The organism is Bacteroidota bacterium, assembly GCA_026391695.1.
GTDB lineage: Bacteria > Bacteroidota > Bacteroidia > Bacteroidales > JAGONC01 > JAPLDP01.
In genome coordinates, this window is sequence record JAPLDP010000087.1 from 1 (window position 1) to 20,343 (window position 20,343).

Sequence of the window (20,343 nt, forward strand, 5' to 3'; positions counted from 1 at the left end):
GCATAGCCAGCAGTAGTGGCATAATATGCGTTATCAGCCCAGCCATGCAATGGGCCATAAAAAGTACCATGGAAGGTAGTGCCCCAGAAGTTAGTGCCTGATATGTTACCGCAAACATCAAGATCGCCCTTAATGTTTACATTATAATTAAATGCAGAAACGCCATCGACGAGTAATGTAGCTTGTGTCCATGGTCCACAGTTGGGTCCGACAAGTCCTACGGTAGTATTACCTACTTTTAACCATTGTTTGAATGTAGCTTTAGCATTTCCATAAACGTCTTGCTGAACACTCACACCACCTTTCACAACCAAAGCGCCATCAATATCATTGGTGGCATTATACATGGAATTAATAAAGGCTCTGGATTCGATAGAAGTATTTCCGCATACAGTCAACAAACCTTTAATACCTGTATTTCCATTGAGTGCGGTTCCGCCAGCTACTGTGAGGGCGCCAGCGTAACCTCCGGTACAATCACCTGTAAGACCTGTGGTATTGGTCAGATTAAAAACAGCATTCAGGGGTGTGACGTTGCCGGCTACTTTAGCGTAAGGCACGCTCCAGATATTGACTATTCCCATAGATACCCAGCCATCGCTTTCGCCTATTAAAGCCTGAACTTCGATCTTCGGAGTGGTCAGATTTTGCCAGACGATAGACGAAGCCTGAGTAACAACCATTGTGAACAAGCCAAAATTATTTGTAGTAACCGATTGTTCTGGTCCTGTCCAGACTACGGTAGCACCGTCATAAATAATCACTTTCACCACCAGTGCTGTCGATACCAGTGGGGCGCCGCTCGCATTACGTGCGATAGCCTGGTAGTTTATCCCGTCAGGAACCGTCACCTGCGCATTTAAAGTAAGTCCCAACAATAATATTAAGAATAATATCATCGTGTTACGGGCTACTAAACTTAGTAAATTCATTTTTTTCATAATCATTTGGTTTTTGGTTTAAAATTGACTTAATTGATTGATTTCTATTTTTTTATATTCAACATTAGGAATTATATAGTGTGTTAATATTCCTATACATTATTTATAATGATAAATTTATACCTCGTGAATTTTGCAATTTCGCTGCGAATATCGAGTTCATTTTTCTGAAACATCACACAAAGTAAATACATATAATGTAAACTTCCAAATAAAATAATTCTTTTTTATATTTTATTTATAATTTAATGAATTTAGAACTTCGAGAATTTTGCGATTTCGTTTCTTATATCAAGTACAATTCTCCGAAACATCTTACAAAGTAACAATAAATAAAACTATCTTCCAAATAAAATAATTCTCTTTTTATACTTTTTTATAAAAAATTAGTTACATCAAGTGCAATTAATTTATAAAAGGATAAAATCCATGCGCTCTGGCGCTATATTTTTTCGACTATTTTCCTTAAGTCTTATGCAAAATAAGCATTATTAACTTTAATATGCAAATTATTTATTCGGTTTACAGTGAAAAAATTGTTAATAAACAGGGCGCTAAACAGTATTACCATCATCTCATCTTATTGTAACCGGAACAGAGCAACCTTTGTATCCATCCCTATGAATTATTATAATACTGTTTTTCAAATATTTATGTGCTATTTTCAGCTTATCAACAACAGATTACCAGAACCCCGCAATTTTACCCATATCCAAATAAAATTGAAAAAAAATGTTAATAAATTTTTATTCTGCTAATTTACTTAATGTATAACCTGAATAATTCATGAACCCATATATTAGGCTGTCTTTCTTTGTGTTACTTCGTGCTACCCTTCGGGTGACTTTGTGGTAAGAATACTTCACCTCTATGGCCACAAAGGATTTCACTAAGGCACACAAAGTTAACAAGCTATCTCAAATTTATTATGAACATTTTAAAATTAGAAATAAATTTAATACCATTCTACAATTCCCGAATAAATTATTTTCTGCTTCTGAAAATTGGGAGTCATCACAATAATTCCCGCTGGCGCGCGTTTCCGAACGCGTGCCCTGTATCAGCGCGTTTGAAACGCGCTATTCTTTAAAGCACGCGTCACAGACGCGCGCTAGCATTGGGGGTTTATCCCGCCGAGAGGCGGGAGATACGCAAAAGAAAGTACATCAATAGAAAAACATTCTCTATCCACTTCTTTTTTTCAATAAATTACTATTTTTGTCAGTTGACACTGGTTGAAATGTTAATCGGTGATTTGGGATAAATGTAATATATAATTGCTATGAAAGTCATTGTTGTCGGCACCGGGTACGTAGGTTTGGTCACAGGAACATGTTTTGCTGAAGTTGGTGTGGATGTGACCTGTGTCGACATAGACCTGACAAAGATAGATAACCTCCGGAAGGGGATCATACCCATCTATGAGCCGGGGCTTGAAGAGCTTGTTAAAAAAAATACCGAAAAGCAGCGTTTGCATTTCACCACCGATCTGGCCCCGGCAATGGAGGGCAGTGAAGTAGTGTTCATTGCTGTTGGCACTCCACCGGATGAAGACGGCAGTGCCGACCTCCGGTACGTGCTTGATGTAGCGAGGGATATTGGCCGGCATATGAATGATTATCTGCTGGTGGTGACTAAAAGTACTGTTCCGGTTGGTACATCATTGAGGGTCAAAGCGGCTATGCAGGGTGAATTGGATAGAAGAAGAAGCGATTTACAATTTGATGTTGCTTCTAATCCGGAATTCCTTAAAGAAGGCAGCGCTGTTGAAGATTTCCTGCGCCCCGACCGGATTGTTGTCGGTACTGAATCAGAAAGAGCTGCCGATCTTATGAAGAGGCTTTATAAACCTTTTACACTGAATGGGCACCCCATCATATTCATGGATATTGCATCGTCGGAGATGACCAAATACACTGCCAATGCCATGCTGGCCACTAAGATCAGTTTCATGAATGACATTGCCAACCTCTGCGAAATCGTGGGTGCCGATGTCAATCTTGTAAGAAAGGGAATTGGAAGTGACAGCCGGATCGGAAATAAATTTATTTATCCTGGTATAGGTTATGGTGGTTCCTGCTTTCCCAAGGATGTAAAAGCACTGATAAAAACAGCTCATGAGAATGCTTATCATTTACGGGTACTCACTGCTGTTGAGGATGTGAACCAGGACCAAAAATCTGTTCTGTTTAATAAGCTGAATCACTTCTATGAAGGGAATTTAAAAGGCAGAATCATTGCTATTTGGGGTTTATCATTTAAGCCTGAGACGGATGACATGCGCGACGCACCTTCGCTTGTTCTCATTGGCAAGCTGATCGAAGCAGGATGCAGAATTAAAGCTTACGATCCTGCGGCCATGATAGAATGCCGCCGGAGAATCGGCGACATTGTGGAATATGCAAATGATCAGTACGAAGCGCTTATCGATGCCGATGCTTTATTGATGGCGACAGAATGGAAAGAATTCCGGATACCCAATTTCGCCGTGATGAAAAAACTTTTTAGACATCCGGTAATTTTCGATGGACGCAATATTTATGATGCTGCTGAAATGAAAAATCTCGGATTCAAATATTTTTGCATTGGAGTCAATACAACTAAATAAAGACCTATGGCTAGAAAAAGAATACTTGTAACAGGAGGCGCAGGTTTCTTAGGATCCCATCTTTGTGAACGCCTTCTTGCTGAGGGTCATGAAGTTATATGCCTGGATAATTATTTTACAGGATCGAAATTTAATATTATTCACCTGCTCAATAACCCCTATTTCGAGCTTATCCGGCACGATGTGACAACGCCCATTTTCCTTGAAGTTGATGAGATCTATAATCTGGCCTGTCCAGCCTCACCGATTCATTACCAATACAATCCGATTAAAACAGTCAAGACCTCAGTGATGGGGGCCATTAATATGCTGGGGCTTGCCAAGCGGATCAAGGCAAAAATTCTTCAGGCTTCAACCAGTGAGGTATACGGAGATCCAAAGGTTCACCCTCAAACCGAAGATTACTGGGGTCATGTGAATCCTATTGGTCCAAGGGCCTGTTATGATGAAGGGAAAAGAGGTGCAGAAACCTTATTCATCAATTATCACCGTCAGAACAATGTTAAAATAAAGATTGCACGCATCTTTAACACGTATGGGCCCCGCATGCATCCTGACGACGGACGGGTGGTGTCGAATTTTATCGTTCAAGCCCTCAGGGGCAGGGATATTACTATTTATGGCGATGGTTCCCAGACCAGGAGCTTTTGTTATGTGGATGATCTTATTGAAGCACTCATCAGGCTCATGAACACCAATGATGCTTTCACCGGTCCTGTAAATTTAGGCAATCCGAGAGAATTCACCATCCTGGAACTGGCACGGCTGGTTTTAAAACACACAGATTCAAAATCAAAGATTATTTATAAACCATTGCCATCCGACGATCCGATGCAGCGTCAGCCGGATATTTCTCTGGCTAAAAAAGAGTTGAACTGGGAACCAGGGATCCAGTTGGAAGAAGGTATTAACAGAACAATTGCTTATTTTTCAATGATCATTGATCATTGATCACTGATCATTGCTTAAAGGGTGTTATCCTTGAAAATATTAGTCACAGGTTCAAACGGTCAGTTAGGAAGTGAAATCCGCCGCCTTGAACAGGATTATGCAGGATACAGTTTTACATTCACAGATATCGCCGAACTGGATATCACCAGCCACAATGATTTATTTCATTTCTTCTCGGCCCGGTCATTTGATTGCGTTATCAACTGTGCAGCCTACACAGCTGTGGATAAAGCCGAGGATGAAAAGGAGCTGGCCATGCTTGTCAATGCAACAGCGGCAGGTTACCTGGCTGAATTTAGCAGACAGATGGGAGCATTGATGGTGCATCTTTCAACCGATTATGTGTTTGATGGAATGAAAAATCACCCTTACAATGAAACAGACACCACCAATCCCCTCTCCCACTATGGCTTCACAAAACTGCGCGGAGAGGAGCAGGTGATGCGGCATTCCCTGAAATCTATGATCATCCGGACATCCTGGCTTTACTCAGGTTATGGTAACAATTTTGTCAAAACCATTCTGAAACGGGGGCGCTCGGGTGAACAACTCAGGGTGGTGTCGGACCAGATAGGCTGTCCTACCTATGCCCGCGATCTCGCAAAATGCATCCTGGATATCCTTCCATTTTGCAAACAAGAGGGACATGCTATCTATCATTATACTAACGAAGGCGTGGCCAGTTGGTATGATTTCGCCCTTGAGATATTAAAAATTGCCGGAATATCGTGTCCGGTCATACCGGTTTGCACAGCCGACTATCCTTCAAAAACCAGACGACCTTTTTATAGTGTGTTAAGCAAGAATAAAATCAAAAAGGCTTTTCATTTGACTATACCTTACTGGAAGGATAGTCTGAAGGATTGTATCAATGATTTACTTTTAAATCCGAAAACTGTTCCTTAGAAAATCAGGTTCATCACAGAAATGCGTACTTATAGGGTGACGAAAGTAATATGAATTACCCCGTGCTTTAGCTCGGGGTTAAAAAAGCGACACAAAACCCGGGCTTTAGCCCAAAATCTTGTTTACGATGTGATTTGATGCCTTTGTTTCGGGCTAAAGCCCAGGGTTTATATAGCTGCCTGGTACCCCGGACTGAAGTCCGGGGCCATTTAAATCGCGAATTTTAATCCCAGGTACGCATTATTGTGATGACTCATTATTTAATAATTACGGATTATTGCGATTACCGGAGAGAGAAAATTTAAAAATCAGTAACAAATTATGAAAGAGAATTCTACTAATCTTAAAATTTTGGAAAGATCAAATTCCTGGCTAGCAGGCAATTATGATGAGGATACCAAAAAGCAGATCAGGCATTTGATGGACAATGATCCGGCAGGATTGACTGATGCGTTTTACAGGGATCTGGAATTTGGGACAGGGGGCCTTCGGGGAATCATGGGTGCCGGCACTAACCGTATGAACAGGTATACTGTCGGTATGGCCACGCAGGGATTGGCGAATTATTTACTTCGAGTGTTTGGTGAGGAAAGGGAGATCAAAGCGGCCATTGCTTATGACAACCGGACTAACAATACGCTTTTCGCCCAAATCACGGCCGATGTTCTTTCAGCCAACGGGATAAAGGTTTATCTTTTTGATGCCCTGCGTCCTACGCCCGAACTGTCATTTGCCATACGCTATCTGCATTGTCATACTGGTATTGTCATCACAGCGTCACATAATCCGCCTGAATACAATGGATACAAGGTATATTGGAATGATGGCGGCCAGCTGGTACCTCCTCATGATAAGAACATCATTGCCGGGGTGCAGAAGATACGTTCGGTTGATGAGGTCAGATTTAAAGGGAGGAATGAGCTAATTGAGTTCATCGGTGAGAAGGTAGATCAGGAATATATAAAAAACATCAAGGCATTATCTCTATCGCCCGAAGTCATTGATAAATACAGCGATCTGCGTATTGTTTATACACCCTTGCATGGTTCCGGTGTCCATTTGGTTCCAATGGCTTTAAAAGCTTTCGGTTTTCAGAACATCATCCATATACCAGAACAGGATGAGATAAATGGCCATTTCCCGACGCTTAAGTCACCCAATCCCGAAGAGCCAGCAGCATTGTCGATGGCTATTGAGAAAGCCAGGGAGAGCCATGCCGACCTGGTGATGGGCACTGATCCTGATGCCGACAGGATTGGTATTGCTGTGAGGGACCTACACAATGATTTCATTTTGCTCAATGGCAACCAGACTGCTTCATTACTGACCTTCTATCTGCTGACGAGATGGAAGGAGAAGGGAAAACTCAGCGGTAAGGAATTCATCGTAAAGACGATTGTCACCAGCGAGCTACTCAAAGATATGGCGACCGCATTCAACGTTGAAACATTCGATGTTCTTACGGGTTTCAAATATATCGCGGAGCTGATCAGAGAACTGGAAGGACAAAAAATATTTATAGGCGGCGGAGAAGAGAGTTACGGATATCTTATCGGCGACTTTGTCAGAGATAAAGATGCGGTGACTTCAAGCTGCTTTGTGGCTGAGGCAGCTGCCTGGGCAGCAAGCAAAGGGATGACACTGTACGATCTTCTCCTCGAAATCTACCGGACTCATGGCCTTTTCAGGGAAAAACTGGTTTCTGTTGAAAAAAAAGGTATAACCGGGGCTGAAGAAATCGAAGGGATGATGAGAAAATACAGGAAGGAACCTTACCTGTCAATTGCTGATTCAGACGTCATTTGCATTAAAGATTATTTGATACAGCTTGAAAAGGATTTTGTTAAAGGAGAAGAACACCCTATTCATCTGCCAAAATCAGATGTCCTGCAGTTTTTCCTTGCCGACGGAAGCAAGATCACTGTCAGACCCTCAGGAACCGAACCCAAGATCAAATTCTATTTCAGCGTGAAAGGACATCTTGAAAACAAGCAAAATTATGAAGAGGTTGCCCGGCAACTCGACGGGAAGATTGATGCAATCATACACCACATGGGGCTTAAAGGATGAAAGATGAAACATGAAAGATGAAAGATGAAGAATTATATATGTCAAGAAATGTGCTGGAGATGCTTACCGTGGCAAATGAATATTGCCATTTTCTGGAAACCTGTGAGGATTATACAAGGGAAGACATAATTGATTATCTCCGGAAAATCAGTCCCCTTCTTTATTTAAAAGGGTCATTGTTGCCGGTTGTGCCTGTAAATCATCCGGAAGCGAATGAGCGCTATGTTACTGAGGAGCAGTGGGAATATCTATATAATATGTTCCGGAGTAAATTCGGCGCTGATGATGCGTATGTGATCGCTGACATATCGGATAAATCAAATCCCAGATTTCTCAAATGCAGCTTAGCCGATAATTTTGCAGATATTTACCAGGATCTGAAGAATTTTGTGATGTTATACCAAAAGAACACGGTTGCAGCGAAAGAGAATGCTGTGAGTGAATGCTGCAGGTTATTTGAAACACACTGGGGTTTCAGGCTGGTCAATGCACACCGGCAGTTACATCATCTGATATTCACAGAGCCTGAAGAAAGCCAGGAGCCTCCAATCACTTTCTGATCATATTATCCATACGGTTCAGTCCCTCGATAGCTTTAGTATAGGTTACGTCGATCTCCAGTACATTCTGATAATCCTTTTGGGCACTATCTATCTCATTTAAAATCTCATAACACAAACCGCGGTTATAAATGGCATCGACGTAATTCGAATCATACCTGATAGCTCTTGTGAAATACCGGATAGCTATGGCAAAATCCTCCCTGTGGATGAGGTTAATAAAGCCCAGATTATAATTGGCTTTCACATGTGCCGAGTCAATTGAAAGCAAATCAACGTAATATTTTTCTGCATCATCAAACAAGGAATCATTCTGGTAACAGAGAGCGATGTTATACAGAACATCTGTATTCTTTGGCTGCAGGGCCAGGGCATTACTGAAATAATTTGCTGCCAGACGGTTATCTTTCCCGGTATATAAGGAGCCGAGCTGGACATATCCATTAAAAAAAGTTTGATCCTTCTGAACTGACATCTGAAAATTACGTATGGCTTTAACAGTATCTCCGGTTTCAAGCCAGGCATAACCATCAATAAAGTATGCTTCAGCATTATTATTATCCAGATTCAGCACCTGCTTGATATAATCATGACAAAAGGGGTAGTTTTTCATGATCAGATGCAACCTGGCTAACTTAAGTAATGGCAGGGGATTAAGAGGATCACTATCAGAGGCCTTGTTTAGTGTTTCACGGGCATAGTCGGCCTTACCCATTTGAAGATAAATATCACTCAGCGTCATGAGGCAGGCAACCTTGCCAGGATTTAGAGTCAGGGCTTTATTGATATCATGCAATGCGAGGTTAAAATCCTCTTTTCTGAGATAATATTGTGCCCGCAGGTTGAACAAATCGCTGTTAAGGCTATCGGAGGTTATATTTTCATTAAGTAAAGAAAGAGTATCGGCAGAAGAAAACTTGTCATCAGATACAGGGGTGGAGGCGTTTTTGGTTCTGCAGGATGAAAACATGACAATGATCAGAACCCATATAATTGCGTTTCTCATTGAATTTTAGTCTGTTGCTGATACAGGTTTTGATTTTTTAAGTGCCTCGCGGGCTTTTTTCTCGAGTTCACTGGCCAGTTCAGGATTATCGGCGATAAGTTTTTTTACCATATCACGGCCCTGGCCGAGTTTCGTTTCGCCATAGCTGAACCATGAGCCACTTTTCTTTATTATTTCGTGATCAACGCAAATATCAATGATTTCGCCGGTCTTGGAGATGCCTTCGCCATAGATGAGATCAAATTCCGCGATCCGGAATGGTGGAGCAAGTTTATTTTTAACGACCTTAACCCTGGCTCTGTTCCCGACAATATTTTCCCCTTCCTTGATCTGGTTCACCTTACGGATATCAAGGCGAACGGATGCATAGAACTTAAGTGCATGACCGCCAGTGGTTGTTTCAGGATTACCGAACATGATCCCTATTTTTTCGCGGAGCTGGTTTATAAAAATGCAACTGGTATTAGTTTTACTTATTGTGGCTGTAAGTTTTCGGAGGGCTTGCGACATCAGACGTGCCTGTAAACCCATCTTGGAATCGCCCATTTCTCCTTCTATCTCGCTTTTTGGCGTGAGAGCGGCAACAGAGTCAATGACTATGACATCGATAGCTCCACTCCGGATAAGGTTGTCAGTAATCTCAAGAGCCTGTTCACCATTATCGGGTTGCGACACCAGCAGATTTTCTATATCTACACCGAGTTTCTTGGCATATAAACGGTCAAAGGCATGTTCTGCGTCAATAAAAGCGGCAATACCACCGGCTTTCTGTGCTTCGGCAATGGCATGTATAGCCAGAGTGGTTTTACCTGAAGCTTCCGGTCCATATATTTCAATGACCCTTCCACGCGGAAGACCGCCAATGCCAAGGGCAGCATCAAGTGCAATAGAACCTGTTGAAATGATATCTACATCAACGATGGCATTATCACCCAGCTTCATGATAGTGCCTTTCCCAAATTCTTTTTCCATCTTATCAATCACCAGCTGCAGGGCTTTTTGTTTCTGGACGTTTTCAGGTTTCTCGGTTGTCATGTGGTTTGGAATTTGAAATTATTTAATTAGCTGCAAGCTACAAGCTGCGAGCTGCAAGATTTATTTATTATTAATCGGGTAAAGGATAAAATGTTACCCTGCATGAGAAAAATTTCTCAGCTACCACCTGCTAAAATTACTAAAAAGGGAATGTGTGATGAGAGAATAATGGAAATATTTTTTAGTCTCCTATAAAATTTGCAAATATCTGTAAGGCCGCAAAGGCTACATTTTGGTTTCCGGGCCTGGCAGATGTAACGGCCATGGAGAATGAGCCAATGGTGTGCAGCGGGGATTTTGTCCCGGGGAATGAATTTGATTAATTGTCTTTCAGTTTCCAATGGTGTCGGGGCGTTTATTGTCAGGCCCAGGCGAGCTGCGACACGGAATACATGGGTATCAACAGCGAGGACAGGTTTATTGAAAGCAACAGCCGCGATCACATGAGCCGTTTTTCTTCCAACACCTGGTAAGGTCATGAGCTGTTCCGGATCAGAAGGCACAATGCCGTTGTACTTTTCCAGAAGCATAATGGCCATACCAATGAGATATCTTGATTTGCTATTGGGATAGGAGCAGCTTTTAACCAGTTCATAAACCTCACGCTGACTGGCTTTTGAAAGAGACGCCACTGTGGGAAAGTGTTCAAAGAAGGCAGGGGTGATCATATTGACTCTCTTATCCGTACACTGAGCCGACAATATAGTAGCCACCAGCAACTCGTATGGATTGACATGGTGCAGTTCCGTTTCGGCACCGGGCATATTTTTCTCAAAAAACTCAATAAACAGCCTGAAGCGTTCTTCCCTTGGTATCATGCTTCACTGAATTAATAAGAGCCTCACCCCCTTCACCCCCTCTCCTGGAGGAGAGGGGGTGAAGGGGGTGAGGCCAATTAAATGATTTTCCTAATTCAGAACCACGATCCTGGTTCCGATCAGATTGGATCTGTGTATATACAGCGTGCGGGAATAATTGAAGACATTCCGGATAATCCCTATTCGCGGTGTGACTTTTTTATAGATCCCCCGCCGTCGACCTTCAATTTCAATTTCCTCAAATGTATGGTTGATAAGATCCTCCAGAGTAATAGGATAAGTCATAGGCACAATATTTCGTTTGTAGATATTATTACAATAAAAAAACGAAGTGCCCGGTGGAATATTATTTAAAGAATAAAAAAAATTACTTCACGAAGATGATAAATTTTATACCGTAAGAATGACATCCTTTTCCTTAATGAGTTTTCGCAAGTTGATCAATGCATAACGCATTCTGCCAAGAGCAGTATTAATGCTCACGTCGGTAACCTCGGCAATCTCCTTGAAGCTCATATCAGAGTAATGGCGCATAACAAGCACCTCGCGCTGTTCTTTGGGGAGATAATCAATTAGTTTACGCACATCTTCATAAATCTGGTCGGTGATCATTTTTTCCTCCATACATGGATCGGTAATGCCAATGGTGTCAAAAATATCAAATTCATCCGAGTTGTTGTCGACAACAGGAATTCTCCTGGATTTCCTGAAATGGTCGATGATGAGGTTATGAGCGATGCGCATCACCCATTGGATAAACTTCCCTTCTTCCTTATAAGTGCCGGAATTGAGCGTATTTATGACTTTAATAAAGGTATCCTGGAAAAGATCGTCGGCCAGTTCAGTATCCCTGACGATCATAAGAATGTAAGAATAAATCCTTTCTTTGTGACGGTGGATAAGTTTCTCCAGACTTGAGAGATTACCTGATAAATAGTCATCAACTAGCTCTCTGTCGCTAATTAAAATGGCTTCCATAAGCCTCCCTTTTTATGTTAGTATTTCAAAAAAGGGTAACTATTTATTCGATAATGTTCCTCCTATTGATTTGTACAATACAGGTGAGATGTATTGCGTTAACGTCAGGTTTCAAAAAATATTACAGAGTAAATCGTCTTTACTGCTTGCAAATATATATCAATGAAACATGAAGTGCAAATTTTTTTATAATTTTGTAAATTATATTTTGCTACATGCTTTCTGACGAGTTTGAACATCTTGATCCCCAGAACTATATTATCATCAAAGGAGCGCGGGTACACAACCTGAAAAACCTATCGGTGGCTTTACCGCGCAACAAACTGATAGTTATCACCGGTTTATCTGGTTCAGGCAAGTCTTCCCTCGCCTTTGACACGCTCTATGCTGATGGACAACGACGCTATGTTGAGAGTTTAAGTGCTTATGCCCGCCAGTTTCTTGGCCGGATGACCAAACCTGAAGTTGATTATATCCGCGGAATAGCCCCGGCCATTGCGATCGAACAAAAAGTCAATACCCGTAATCCCCGTTCAACAGTTGGCACTTCCACTGAAATCTATGAATATCTTAAGTTACTCTATGCCCGTATAGGGCGTACTTTTTCTCCTGTAAGCGGCAAAGAGGTCAAAAGGCATTCTGTTACCGATGTCGTTGACCATATTTATACGTTCGGTGAGGATGAAAAGTTCATTATTTCCTGCCCTCTCTTCATCAAACCAGGACGTACCGTGGCTGAGCAGCTTCAGATCCTGATACAGCAAGGTTTCACAAGGTTACAGTTCAATGAGGCGATCCTTCGTATAGCAGAGTTGAATGGCCATATTTTCAATGAAGATGAGCTGAAAGGGCTATTTCTGGTCATCGATCGCCTTGTCGTGAAACATGATGATGAAGATCTGCGGTCGCGGATTGCTGATTCTGTTCAGCTGGCATTTTATGAAGGCGAAGGTACATGCATTATCGAATCAAATGTCGGCAGAGAGTCTAAGAAAGAAAGGTTTAGCAACCGTTTTGAGCTTGACGGTCTCACCTTTGAGGAACCATCTGTCAATTTATTCAGCTTCAACAATCCCTATGGTGCGTGCAAAACGTGTGAAGGCTTTGGCAGTATTATCGGCATTGATGAAGACCTTGTCATCCCGAATAAGAACTTATCGATTTACAATGATACCATTGCCTGCTGGAAAGGTGAGAAGCTAAGCGAATGGAAGGATGTGCTGGTGATGAATGCCTATAAGTTTGATTTCCCGGTTCACAAACCATATTATGAGTTGACAGAGGAACAGCAAAAGTTACTCTGGACAGGGAATGACTATTTCGCAGGATTGAATGAATTTTTCCAATATGTTGAGGAGCAAACCTATAAGATACAATACAGGGTTTTACTGAGCCGTTACCGTGGGAAGACAGTATGTCCTGACTGCAAGGGCACCAGGTTGCGCAAAGATGCCAACTATGTTAAGGTCGGCGGCAAATCCATTTCAGATATTGTTTTGATGCCTGTGAGCCACTCCCTGGCTTTTTTCAAGGAATTGAAATTAAATAAAACTGATCATCAGATATCAAACCGGCTATTGATCGAGATTACAAACCGTCTGCAATTTTTGGAGGATGTTGGCCTTGGTTACCTGACACTTAACAGGTTATCATCCTCATTATCAGGGGGTGAATCACAGCGTATAAATCTTGCCACATCGCTTGGAAGCAGTTTAGTCGGCTCAATGTACATCCTTGATGAACCCAGCATCGGACTCCATCCGCGCGACACACACCGCCTGATAAAAGTTCTTTTTCAGCTGAGGGATATAGGAAATACGGTTATTGTAGTTGAGCATGATGAGGAGATCATCCGGGCTGCTGACCAGATTGTCGACATTGGTCCATTTGCGGGCAGCCATGGCGGAGAATTGGTTTTTCAGGGAACCTTCACGGAACTCCTCAAATCAGAAAACGGGCTGACATCCAAATACCTTAACCATATTCTTCAGATAGAAATTCCCGGAAAGCGAAGGAAGTGGAAAGAATTCATTGAAATAAGCGGGGCACGGGAACATAATCTTAAAGGCATCACTGTCAGATTCCCGCTTAATGCTTTCACAGCGGTGACAGGTGTGAGCGGTTCAGGCAAGACCACACTGGTGAAAAATATCCTTTATACAGCACTGAAGAAAATATATGGAGGTTATGGCGATAAAACAGGCCGGTTCGACAGATTATCTGGCGATTATGAGCGCATCGGCAATGTAGAGCTCGTTGACCAGAATCCGATAGGTCGTTCGTCACGTTCTAATCCGGCCACTTATATGAAGGCCTATGATGATATCAGACAATTATATGCCGATCAGCAGTTGGCAAAAATCAGGGGGTATAAACCCGGCTTTTTTTCGTTCAACATTGAAGGTGGAAGATGTGAAGAGTGCGAGGGTGAAGGAGTGGTAAAAATAGAAATGCAGTTCATGGCTGATATTTTTCTCACATGCGAATCATGCGGAGGTAAGCGCTTTAAGGAGGAGGTCCTGGAAGTAACATACAGGAACAAAACCATCAGTGATGTATTGGATCTGACTGTTGACCAGGCCATCACACACTTTGAAGTGACCGGAAAAAAAACACATTCTGAACACAAGATCATCGAGAAACTCAAACCTCTTCAGGATGTCGGACTGGGGTATCTGCAATTGGGACAATCATCCAGTACCCTCAGCGGAGGGGAAGCACAACGTGTCAAGCTGGCCTTTTTCCTGTCGAAAGGCGCTACTGACACTCCTACCCTATTCATTTTTGATGAGCCCACAACCGGATTACACTTCCATGATATCAATAAATTATTAGATGCCTTTCATGCACTCATTGAAAAGGGACATTCCATAATTGTTATTGAACATAACATGGATGTCATCAAATGTGCAGACTGGATCATCGACCTTGGCCCGGAAGGCGGTGACCATGGCGGGAAAGTGGTTTTTGAAGGCACACCGGAAGAACTTATCACGGTTGCAGACTCCTATACAGGGAAGTATCTTAGAGGGAAATTGGCGAGGAGCGAATAGCGAAGAGCGAGGAGCGAAGAGCGACTGGCGACTGGCGACTGCCAATCCCGCATTCGCTGCGCTCTGCGGGACGTCGCTTCGCTCCGCCGCCGACCGCCGACCGCCGACCGCCGACTTAGTGTGAGTAAACGTAAAATAATTGTACTATACACAACAAAATCCCAATTATCATGACTGAATCCATTAAAATATTGCACTATCACGAAATACTCGATTTTTTACATAAAACCGACAGACGGGTTGTCTTCGAGAAGACCAATGTTATCCCTGATGATCGTGACCTTTATGACAGCCTGAATAAGTATGTCTGCTATGAAGATATCGGGTGCAAATCGGTTCTTGGAATAGATATTTTTCAGTACACCTCCTATGGTGAATTTGAACAGACTTTGCTTCCATTCCTTTTTAAACTTCTTTTCAAAACGGCCATCAAAGTATGCCTGGAAAACCATCCTTACCTGTTTCAGAAATATACACAAAAAAGTATTGAAAATAGTTTCATAAGTACGGGTGACGGGGGCTTTCTGATCTTTGACACCCCATTGCATTCACTTGTGTTTGCCAGTAATTTCGCTGTGACATTGCGGGTTTTTAACTCCTATCATTACTACCCCAAATTACGAAAAACCCTTGGCGAAGTGAATCTGCGATATGCCATCACCTATGATAAGATTTATACCTTTGAAAATAATTATTATGGAAGGGCCATGATCAATAATGCCAGGATTCTCATAAAGGACAACTTAAACCGGTGTCTGATCGATGAAAATGTATATTCGTGGTTCACTATAAATATTGATGGAATAGAGAACCTTCAGGTCCTCACAATTCATGACATCGCCAATATCCATGAATTCAAGCATGCTTATGATACGGCAATCCTTGAGCAGCAGCACGATGAGATATTTGAAGATAAGCCATCGCGTGATTATGGAATCATTAATTCCGACATCCTGCATGTTGGGAAGATCAAATCAAAGGAGACTGAGATGAACATCTATAACCTGCATTTACAGATAGCACTGAAACTTTATAATGATGATGACAGGACTCAGACGCGTTTTATTACAGCCAGTCTTGGGAATTTGAATACTGCAGGAATATAAGAAAATTTGAAATGGAAAATTTAATTGTTATGAACCCCAAACCACCTCACCCCCTTCACCCCCTCTCTTGGAGGAGAGGGGGCCGGGGGTTGAGGTCAATTCAAATTTAAACATAAACATTCAGATAAGGATGAAGTGGTGGATTATAGCAGGTTTGTTGGTTATCATTGCCAGTTGTGGACCGCGGGAACATTCGGGTAATAAAAAGTCGCTAACTGTGAGCATATTACCTGAAAAGTATCTTATTGACCAAATTGCTAATGAAGAATATACTGTCCATGTGATAATTCCTCCCGGAGCGAATCATGAAGCTTTTGATCCCACACCGAAACAAATACTGGAACTTGAGAATTCGGTTGCTTATTTCAAAATTGGCAACTTCGAATTTGAACGTGTTTTGACGGATAAAATTGGCTCAATAAGCCAGGCAATAAAAATTATCAATCTTTCCGAAGGTATTGATTTACTTACCGATAGAGATTCCTCTCAGGTATCTCCCGGTGAACAGGGCGCAGATCCCCATATCTGGCTGTCGCCAAAAGAGGTAAAAAGAATGGCTCTGACCATTTATCTTGCGTTGGAAGCAATTGATCCGCAACGGTCTGAAATGTATAAGAAAAATTATGAGCGACTGATCATAAGGTTAGACAGTGCTGACAACAAGCTACAATCCATTTTTGAGCAGTGCCGGTTACATCGGTTTATCATTTACCACCCGGCACTTGGGTATCTGGCAAGAGACTATGGACTGGAGCAGATCGCCATCGAACGTGAAGGGAAGAATCCAGCGCCAGCGTACCTCCGGCAAATCATTGACCTCGCTAAACAGGAACATATCCGCATGATACTCATTCAAAAGGAGTTTGATACTGATAATGCCCTGGCTGTGGCAAGGGAAATAAAAGGCACATTAGCCGTTATAGATCCAATGGCTTATGACTGGTTTTCAAATATGGAAGCCATTGTTAATACGTTGAATAAAGCATTAAATCCGTGATATAACATGAGCATGATTCTTGAACTCGAATCGGTAACTGCAGCTTATGGAAGTGAGGTCGTACTCAGGAATGTTAACCTGACCATACGGGAAAAGGATTTCATTGGCATAATCGGGCCCAATGGAGGAGGTAAAACCACACTGCTTAAAATCATTTTGGGTGAGCTGCCACCAGTATCAGGAAGAGTACTTTACAATCCTCAATATATAGCCAACCGGCAACATATTATAGGCTATCTGCCACAAAGACATCAGTTTGATAATAAGTTCCCCATAACAGTAATGGATGTTGTATTATCCGGATTACTCTCCAGGGATAAATTTTTCAGGCGTTTTACGAAAACTGAGCGGCAAAAAGCAATAGAATGGCTGGAATGGACAGGAATTGCAGGGTTAAAAGACAAAAATATTGGTCAGTTATCCGGAGGCCAGGCCCAACGGGTATTCCTTTGCCGATCACTCATTTCCGAACCCATGCTTCTTCTCCTGGATGAACCTGATACATATGTAGATAACACGTTTGAGAGTGACCTTTACAGAATGCTGACAGAATTAAATACCCGGATGGCCATTATTACCGTTTCGCACGACATCGGCACCATTGCCGCATACATTAAAACAATTGCCTGTGTAAACAGGACCTTGCATTACCATCCTTCCAACATCATCACAGAAGAACAGCTGGCATCATATGATTGTCCTATTCAGATTATTTCGCATGGCAATATTCCTCATACCATTCTAAAAAAACATGATTGACCATGGAATCACTGCTTGCACTTTTTCATTACCAGTTTTTTATAAATGCCATAGTGGCGGCTGTGCTGACGAGTATTTCCTGCGGTATCATCGGAACGTATATTGTGACCAGGCGAATGGTTTTCATCAGCGGAGGAATAACACATACATCATTCGGGGGTATCGGACTAGGTTATTTTCTCGGAATTAATCCAATGTTAGGTGCCGCCATTTTCAGTGTTTTCTCTGCCCTCGGCATTGAATATCTGGTTAGAAAAGTAAGAGTTCGTGAAGATTCCATGATAGCCATTTTCTGGTCATTCGGTATGGCAGTGGGTATCATCTTTATTTTTCTGACACCAGGTTATGTGCCAAATCTGATGAGTTACCTATTTGGCAGCATCCTCACCGTGTCGTACACGGATATATTTCTCCTGCTGCTGTTAAATGCCATTCTTATCCTCTTTTTTATTTTTTTTTACCACACGATCCTGTATATTGCTTTTGATGAAGAATTTGCCCGTACACGGCGGGTGCCAGTCGATCTGATCAAGTATATCCTGATGGGGCTGATTGCCCTGACCATCGTCTTCAATATACGCGTTGCCGGCATCATCCTGATCATTTCCCTTCTGACCATACCGCAAACAGTGGCCAATATGCTTTCGAACCGGTACAAAATGATCATGGTTTTATCGGTCATCATTGGATTTGCAGGAGCGTTCGCAGGATTAATCATCTCCTATTTTCTGAATATTCCATCAGGAGCGACTATTATATTTTCACTGGTCATCATTTTTATAATAATCAGGCTTTTCAGACTCATCCAGATCAGGAGTGATATCAGGAAAACGAATAAATAGTGCCACAGGATCATACATCGATCGTCCTGAATCCTGTGACATGAGGCACACCTTTGAAATCTTCAACATATTTTTCCGATACCTTTTCAAGGCAGCCTGTTTTCGCAGGAAGCTTCAATTCCAGCAAGGCATTTTGAACCTGTGAGTAATATTTTTCACTCATCACGATCCTGTTTGCCTTTGCTTTCAGCATCAGGCGGGCTGAGAGGTCAACATCAATGCCATAATAGTCGTTGTAGTTTTCAAGGAAGGTGATGTTATAAACCTCGGTACAATAATGAATGGCCACCTTGGCTTGCAGGAAAAGATTATCGACCGGAAAATATTTAATATTATACAATGTGGCATAAATCTCCTCAAGGAGAGCATAATAATTATTGCAGTTCTTGCGTATTTTGAGATCCTCATCGGGCACAAACAGCATCATCTCATCACCGATACCTTTTACAATATGGCTGGGAAATTCATTAAGAATGGAGATGAAGTTGAAGGTGTTATTCAGCCGTTTGCCCCAATCGCGGAGATCGGTCTGGTATTTAATATGTGTTGAATCGACAATATCGATAAATATGCAGGTTCCCGGGCATTTGGGGATAGTTTCAAGATATTTTTCAATTTCTGTTGACCTTGGATCTCTATAGTGAATAAAGAATGTCATAAATACAAAATCGATGAAAGATATCAATCACATGACTCGACCAGGCAGATGCAGTATCAGGATGATTTATGAGGAAAAGCTGCCAAGAGCTTCAGCCCTGCCGGGAAAAATTTCGAAAATACTTGTAAAACCAGATATTTCAAATATTTCGGCAATATTTTCCTGCAGACTGCATAACACAAACTTACCTTTAGCTGAAGCGATTTTCTTAAGTGCCATCAGCAATATCCTTAAACCTGAGCTGCTCACATAATCGAGCTTTGAACAATCGATAAGGATGTATACCACATTGTTATCTATCAGGTCTATAATTTTTTTCTCAAGAACATTATAATTCGTGGTATCCAGCCGACCTACCAACTCAAGGATGGTCACATTATCATTTTTTGAATCGAGTATTTCCATATAGCAAGATTTATATTTTCTTAATTAAAGTAAGCACATTTTTCTTTTCATATCTCTGATATTCAACATTATCCACCAGTTTCCTCACAAAATGGATGCCCAGTCCGCCGATCTTTCTTTCTTCAATGGACTTATTCAGGTCATCAGGTTTATTTGAGAGTAAAGGATTGAATTCCACACCATCATCTTCAATCCTTATTCTGAGTATATTATTATCAAGGTTAAATCCGATGGTTATCTTATGTTTATCCTTATCCCTGTACGCGTAAAATATAATGTTTGTTATCAATTCCTCAATAACAAGGTTAATGTTGAAAATGATTTTCGCTGACCAGTCCCATACTTCACCAAGAATTTCCAGTTCGCTTGTGATACGGCTGAGTTCTGACAATTCGTTGGTGATAATAATCTCTTTCTCTTTCATTACAGGCAAATTTCAAAAGCCTGACATACTTTATCACTGTAAAAATAGAAAAATAATCCATTGTGCAAATCATAAATCTGATAAAGCAATTATTTATTGCACAATTATTCATTTAAAATTAAAGGATTCTTAACTTCCTGTTGTACCAATTATGGAAATAACTAAATTAGGGCAAATTTTTGCTGAAGAAATCTGTGAAAGCAGCTCATTATAACAGATGGGTACT

At 41.6% G+C, this 20,343-nt stretch carries 19 protein-coding genes; 10 read left to right on the top strand and 9 right to left on the bottom strand.

What is annotated here, in order from left to right:
- Positions 1-941, bottom strand: a 941-nt coding sequence (locus tag NT175_13485) for a hypothetical protein (protein MCX6235709.1), incomplete at its 3' end; no start/stop codon positions are given.
- Between the two features lie 1,282 nt (positions 942-2,223).
- On the opposite strand from NT175_13485, the gene NT175_13490 reads away from it, so the two are divergent.
- The 5 genes from NT175_13490 (at position 2,224) to NT175_13510 (ending at position 8,036) form a co-directional block, all read left to right on the top strand.
- On the top strand, positions 2,224-3,549 hold the full coding sequence (locus tag NT175_13490) for a UDP-glucose/GDP-mannose dehydrogenase family protein (protein ID MCX6235710.1): 1,326 nt from the start codon (positions 2,224-2,226) through the stop codon (positions 3,547-3,549).
- 6 nt (positions 3,550-3,555) lie between these two features.
- Positions 3,556-4,500 carry an SDR family oxidoreductase gene (locus NT175_13495; GenBank protein ID MCX6235711.1) on the top strand — a complete coding sequence of 315 codons (945 nt, stop codon included), beginning with the start codon at positions 3,556-3,558 and terminating at the stop codon, positions 4,498-4,500.
- A gap of 30 nt (positions 4,501-4,530) precedes the next feature.
- Complete coding sequence (rfbD, locus tag NT175_13500) at positions 4,531-5,406, top strand: dTDP-4-dehydrorhamnose reductase (protein MCX6235712.1); 876 nt, start codon at positions 4,531-4,533, stop codon at positions 5,404-5,406.
- 321 nt (positions 5,407-5,727) lie between these two features.
- Positions 5,728-7,476, top strand: a complete 1,749-nt coding sequence (locus tag NT175_13505) for a phospho-sugar mutase (protein ID MCX6235713.1) — start codon at positions 5,728-5,730, stop codon at positions 7,474-7,476.
- 17 nt (positions 7,477-7,493) lie between these two features.
- Entirely contained in the window at positions 7,494-8,036 is a 543-nt protein-coding gene (locus NT175_13510; protein MCX6235714.1) for a DUF5063 domain-containing protein, read from the top strand.
- Here the strand turns inward: NT175_13510 and NT175_13515 are convergent.
- From NT175_13515 to NT175_13535, 5 genes are all read right to left on the bottom strand, one after another.
- Positions 8,026-9,042, bottom strand: a complete 1,017-nt coding sequence (locus NT175_13515) for a tetratricopeptide repeat protein (GenBank protein MCX6235715.1) — start codon at positions 9,040-9,042, stop codon at positions 8,026-8,028. The two genes, NT175_13510 and NT175_13515, sit on opposite strands and share 11 nt — an antisense overlap.
- Before the next feature lie 6 nt (positions 9,043-9,048).
- Entirely contained in the window at positions 9,049-10,077 is a 1,029-nt protein-coding gene (recA, locus tag NT175_13520; protein MCX6235716.1) for a recombinase RecA, read from the bottom strand.
- Positions 10,078-10,193: 116 nt separating this feature from the next.
- On the bottom strand, positions 10,194-10,892 hold the full coding sequence (nth, locus tag NT175_13525) for an endonuclease III (GenBank protein MCX6235717.1): 699 nt from the start codon (positions 10,890-10,892) through the stop codon (positions 10,194-10,196).
- A 93-nt stretch (positions 10,893-10,985) separates the two neighbouring features.
- On the bottom strand, positions 10,986-11,180 hold the full coding sequence (locus tag NT175_13530; protein MCX6235718.1) for a hypothetical protein: 195 nt from the start codon (positions 11,178-11,180) through the stop codon (positions 10,986-10,988).
- 105 nt (positions 11,181-11,285) lie between these two features.
- The gene (locus NT175_13535) at positions 11,286-11,873 is read right to left on the bottom strand and encodes a sigma-70 family RNA polymerase sigma factor (protein MCX6235719.1); all 588 of its coding nucleotides are present in this window, start codon (positions 11,871-11,873) and stop codon (positions 11,286-11,288) included.
- Positions 11,874-12,088: 215 nt separating this feature from the next.
- Here NT175_13535 and uvrA point away from each other — a divergent pair, with 215 nt between their 5' ends.
- The 5 genes from uvrA to NT175_13560 all read left to right on the top strand — a co-directional run bounded on the left by uvrA (position 12,089) and on the right by NT175_13560 (position 18,630).
- Positions 12,089-14,926, top strand: a complete 2,838-nt coding sequence (gene uvrA, locus NT175_13540) for an excinuclease ABC subunit UvrA (protein MCX6235720.1) — start codon at positions 12,089-12,091, stop codon at positions 14,924-14,926.
- A gap of 170 nt (positions 14,927-15,096) precedes the next feature.
- A complete protein-coding gene (locus NT175_13545) occupies positions 15,097-16,032 on the top strand; it encodes a hypothetical protein (GenBank protein MCX6235721.1) in 936 nt (311 codons plus the stop codon).
- 130 nt (positions 16,033-16,162) lie between these two features.
- Positions 16,163-17,029: a zinc ABC transporter substrate-binding protein gene (locus NT175_13550; protein ID MCX6235722.1), complete on the top strand. Its 867-nt coding sequence runs from the start codon at positions 16,163-16,165 to the stop codon at positions 17,027-17,029.
- Between the two features lie 6 nt (positions 17,030-17,035).
- Complete coding sequence (locus NT175_13555) at positions 17,036-17,788, top strand: ABC transporter ATP-binding protein (GenBank protein MCX6235723.1); 753 nt, start codon at positions 17,036-17,038, stop codon at positions 17,786-17,788.
- A gap of 2 nt (positions 17,789-17,790) precedes the next feature.
- Positions 17,791-18,630, top strand: coding sequence for a metal ABC transporter permease (locus NT175_13560; protein ID MCX6235724.1), 840 nt, complete (start codon positions 17,791-17,793; stop codon positions 18,628-18,630).
- Between the two features lie 10 nt (positions 18,631-18,640).
- Here the strand turns inward: NT175_13560 and NT175_13565 are convergent, their stop codons facing one another.
- The 3 genes from NT175_13565 to NT175_13575 all read right to left on the bottom strand — a co-directional run bounded on the left by NT175_13565 (position 18,641) and on the right by NT175_13575 (position 20,117).
- Complete coding sequence (locus NT175_13565; GenBank protein MCX6235725.1) at positions 18,641-19,288, bottom strand: hypothetical protein; 648 nt, start codon at positions 19,286-19,288, stop codon at positions 18,641-18,643.
- A gap of 66 nt (positions 19,289-19,354) precedes the next feature.
- Positions 19,355-19,693, bottom strand: coding sequence for an STAS domain-containing protein (locus tag NT175_13570; GenBank protein ID MCX6235726.1), 339 nt, complete (start codon positions 19,691-19,693; stop codon positions 19,355-19,357).
- 10 nt (positions 19,694-19,703) lie between these two features.
- Positions 19,704-20,117 carry an ATP-binding protein gene (locus tag NT175_13575; protein MCX6235727.1) on the bottom strand — a complete coding sequence of 138 codons (414 nt, stop codon included), beginning with the start codon at positions 20,115-20,117 and terminating at the stop codon, positions 19,704-19,706.
- Between the last annotated feature and the right edge of the window lie 226 nt (positions 20,118-20,343).

Coding starts and splice junctions, on each gene's coding strand:
- NT175_13560 (MCX6235724.1), top strand. CDS start 17,791: ATGGAATCACTGCTTGCACTTTTTCATTACCAGTTTTTTATAAATGCC.
- NT175_13510 (MCX6235714.1), top strand. CDS start 7,494: ATGAAAGATGAAGAATTATATATGTCAAGAAATGTGCTGGAGATGCTT.
- NT175_13550 (MCX6235722.1), top strand. CDS start 16,163: ATGAAGTGGTGGATTATAGCAGGTTTGTTGGTTATCATTGCCAGTTGT.
- recA (MCX6235716.1), bottom strand. CDS start 10,077: ATGACAACCGAGAAACCTGAAAACGTCCAGAAACAAAAAGCCCTGCAG.
- NT175_13570 (MCX6235726.1), bottom strand. CDS start 19,693: ATGGAAATACTCGATTCAAAAAATGATAATGTGACCATCCTTGAGTTG.
- NT175_13555 (MCX6235723.1), top strand. CDS start 17,036: ATGAGCATGATTCTTGAACTCGAATCGGTAACTGCAGCTTATGGAAGT.
- NT175_13575 (MCX6235727.1), bottom strand. CDS start 20,117: ATGAAAGAGAAAGAGATTATTATCACCAACGAATTGTCAGAACTCAGC.
- NT175_13505 (MCX6235713.1), top strand. CDS start 5,728: ATGAAAGAGAATTCTACTAATCTTAAAATTTTGGAAAGATCAAATTCC.
- NT175_13535 (MCX6235719.1), bottom strand. CDS start 11,873: ATGGAAGCCATTTTAATTAGCGACAGAGAGCTAGTTGATGACTATTTA.
- NT175_13545 (MCX6235721.1), top strand. CDS start 15,097: ATGACTGAATCCATTAAAATATTGCACTATCACGAAATACTCGATTTT.
- uvrA (MCX6235720.1), top strand. CDS start 12,089: ATGCTTTCTGACGAGTTTGAACATCTTGATCCCCAGAACTATATTATC.
- NT175_13490 (MCX6235710.1), top strand. CDS start 2,224: ATGAAAGTCATTGTTGTCGGCACCGGGTACGTAGGTTTGGTCACAGGA.
- NT175_13565 (MCX6235725.1), bottom strand. CDS start 19,288: ATGACATTCTTTATTCACTATAGAGATCCAAGGTCAACAGAAATTGAA.
- NT175_13515 (MCX6235715.1), bottom strand. CDS start 9,042: ATGAGAAACGCAATTATATGGGTTCTGATCATTGTCATGTTTTCATCC.
- NT175_13530 (MCX6235718.1), bottom strand. CDS start 11,180: ATGACTTATCCTATTACTCTGGAGGATCTTATCAACCATACATTTGAG.
- NT175_13495 (MCX6235711.1), top strand. CDS start 3,556: ATGGCTAGAAAAAGAATACTTGTAACAGGAGGCGCAGGTTTCTTAGGA.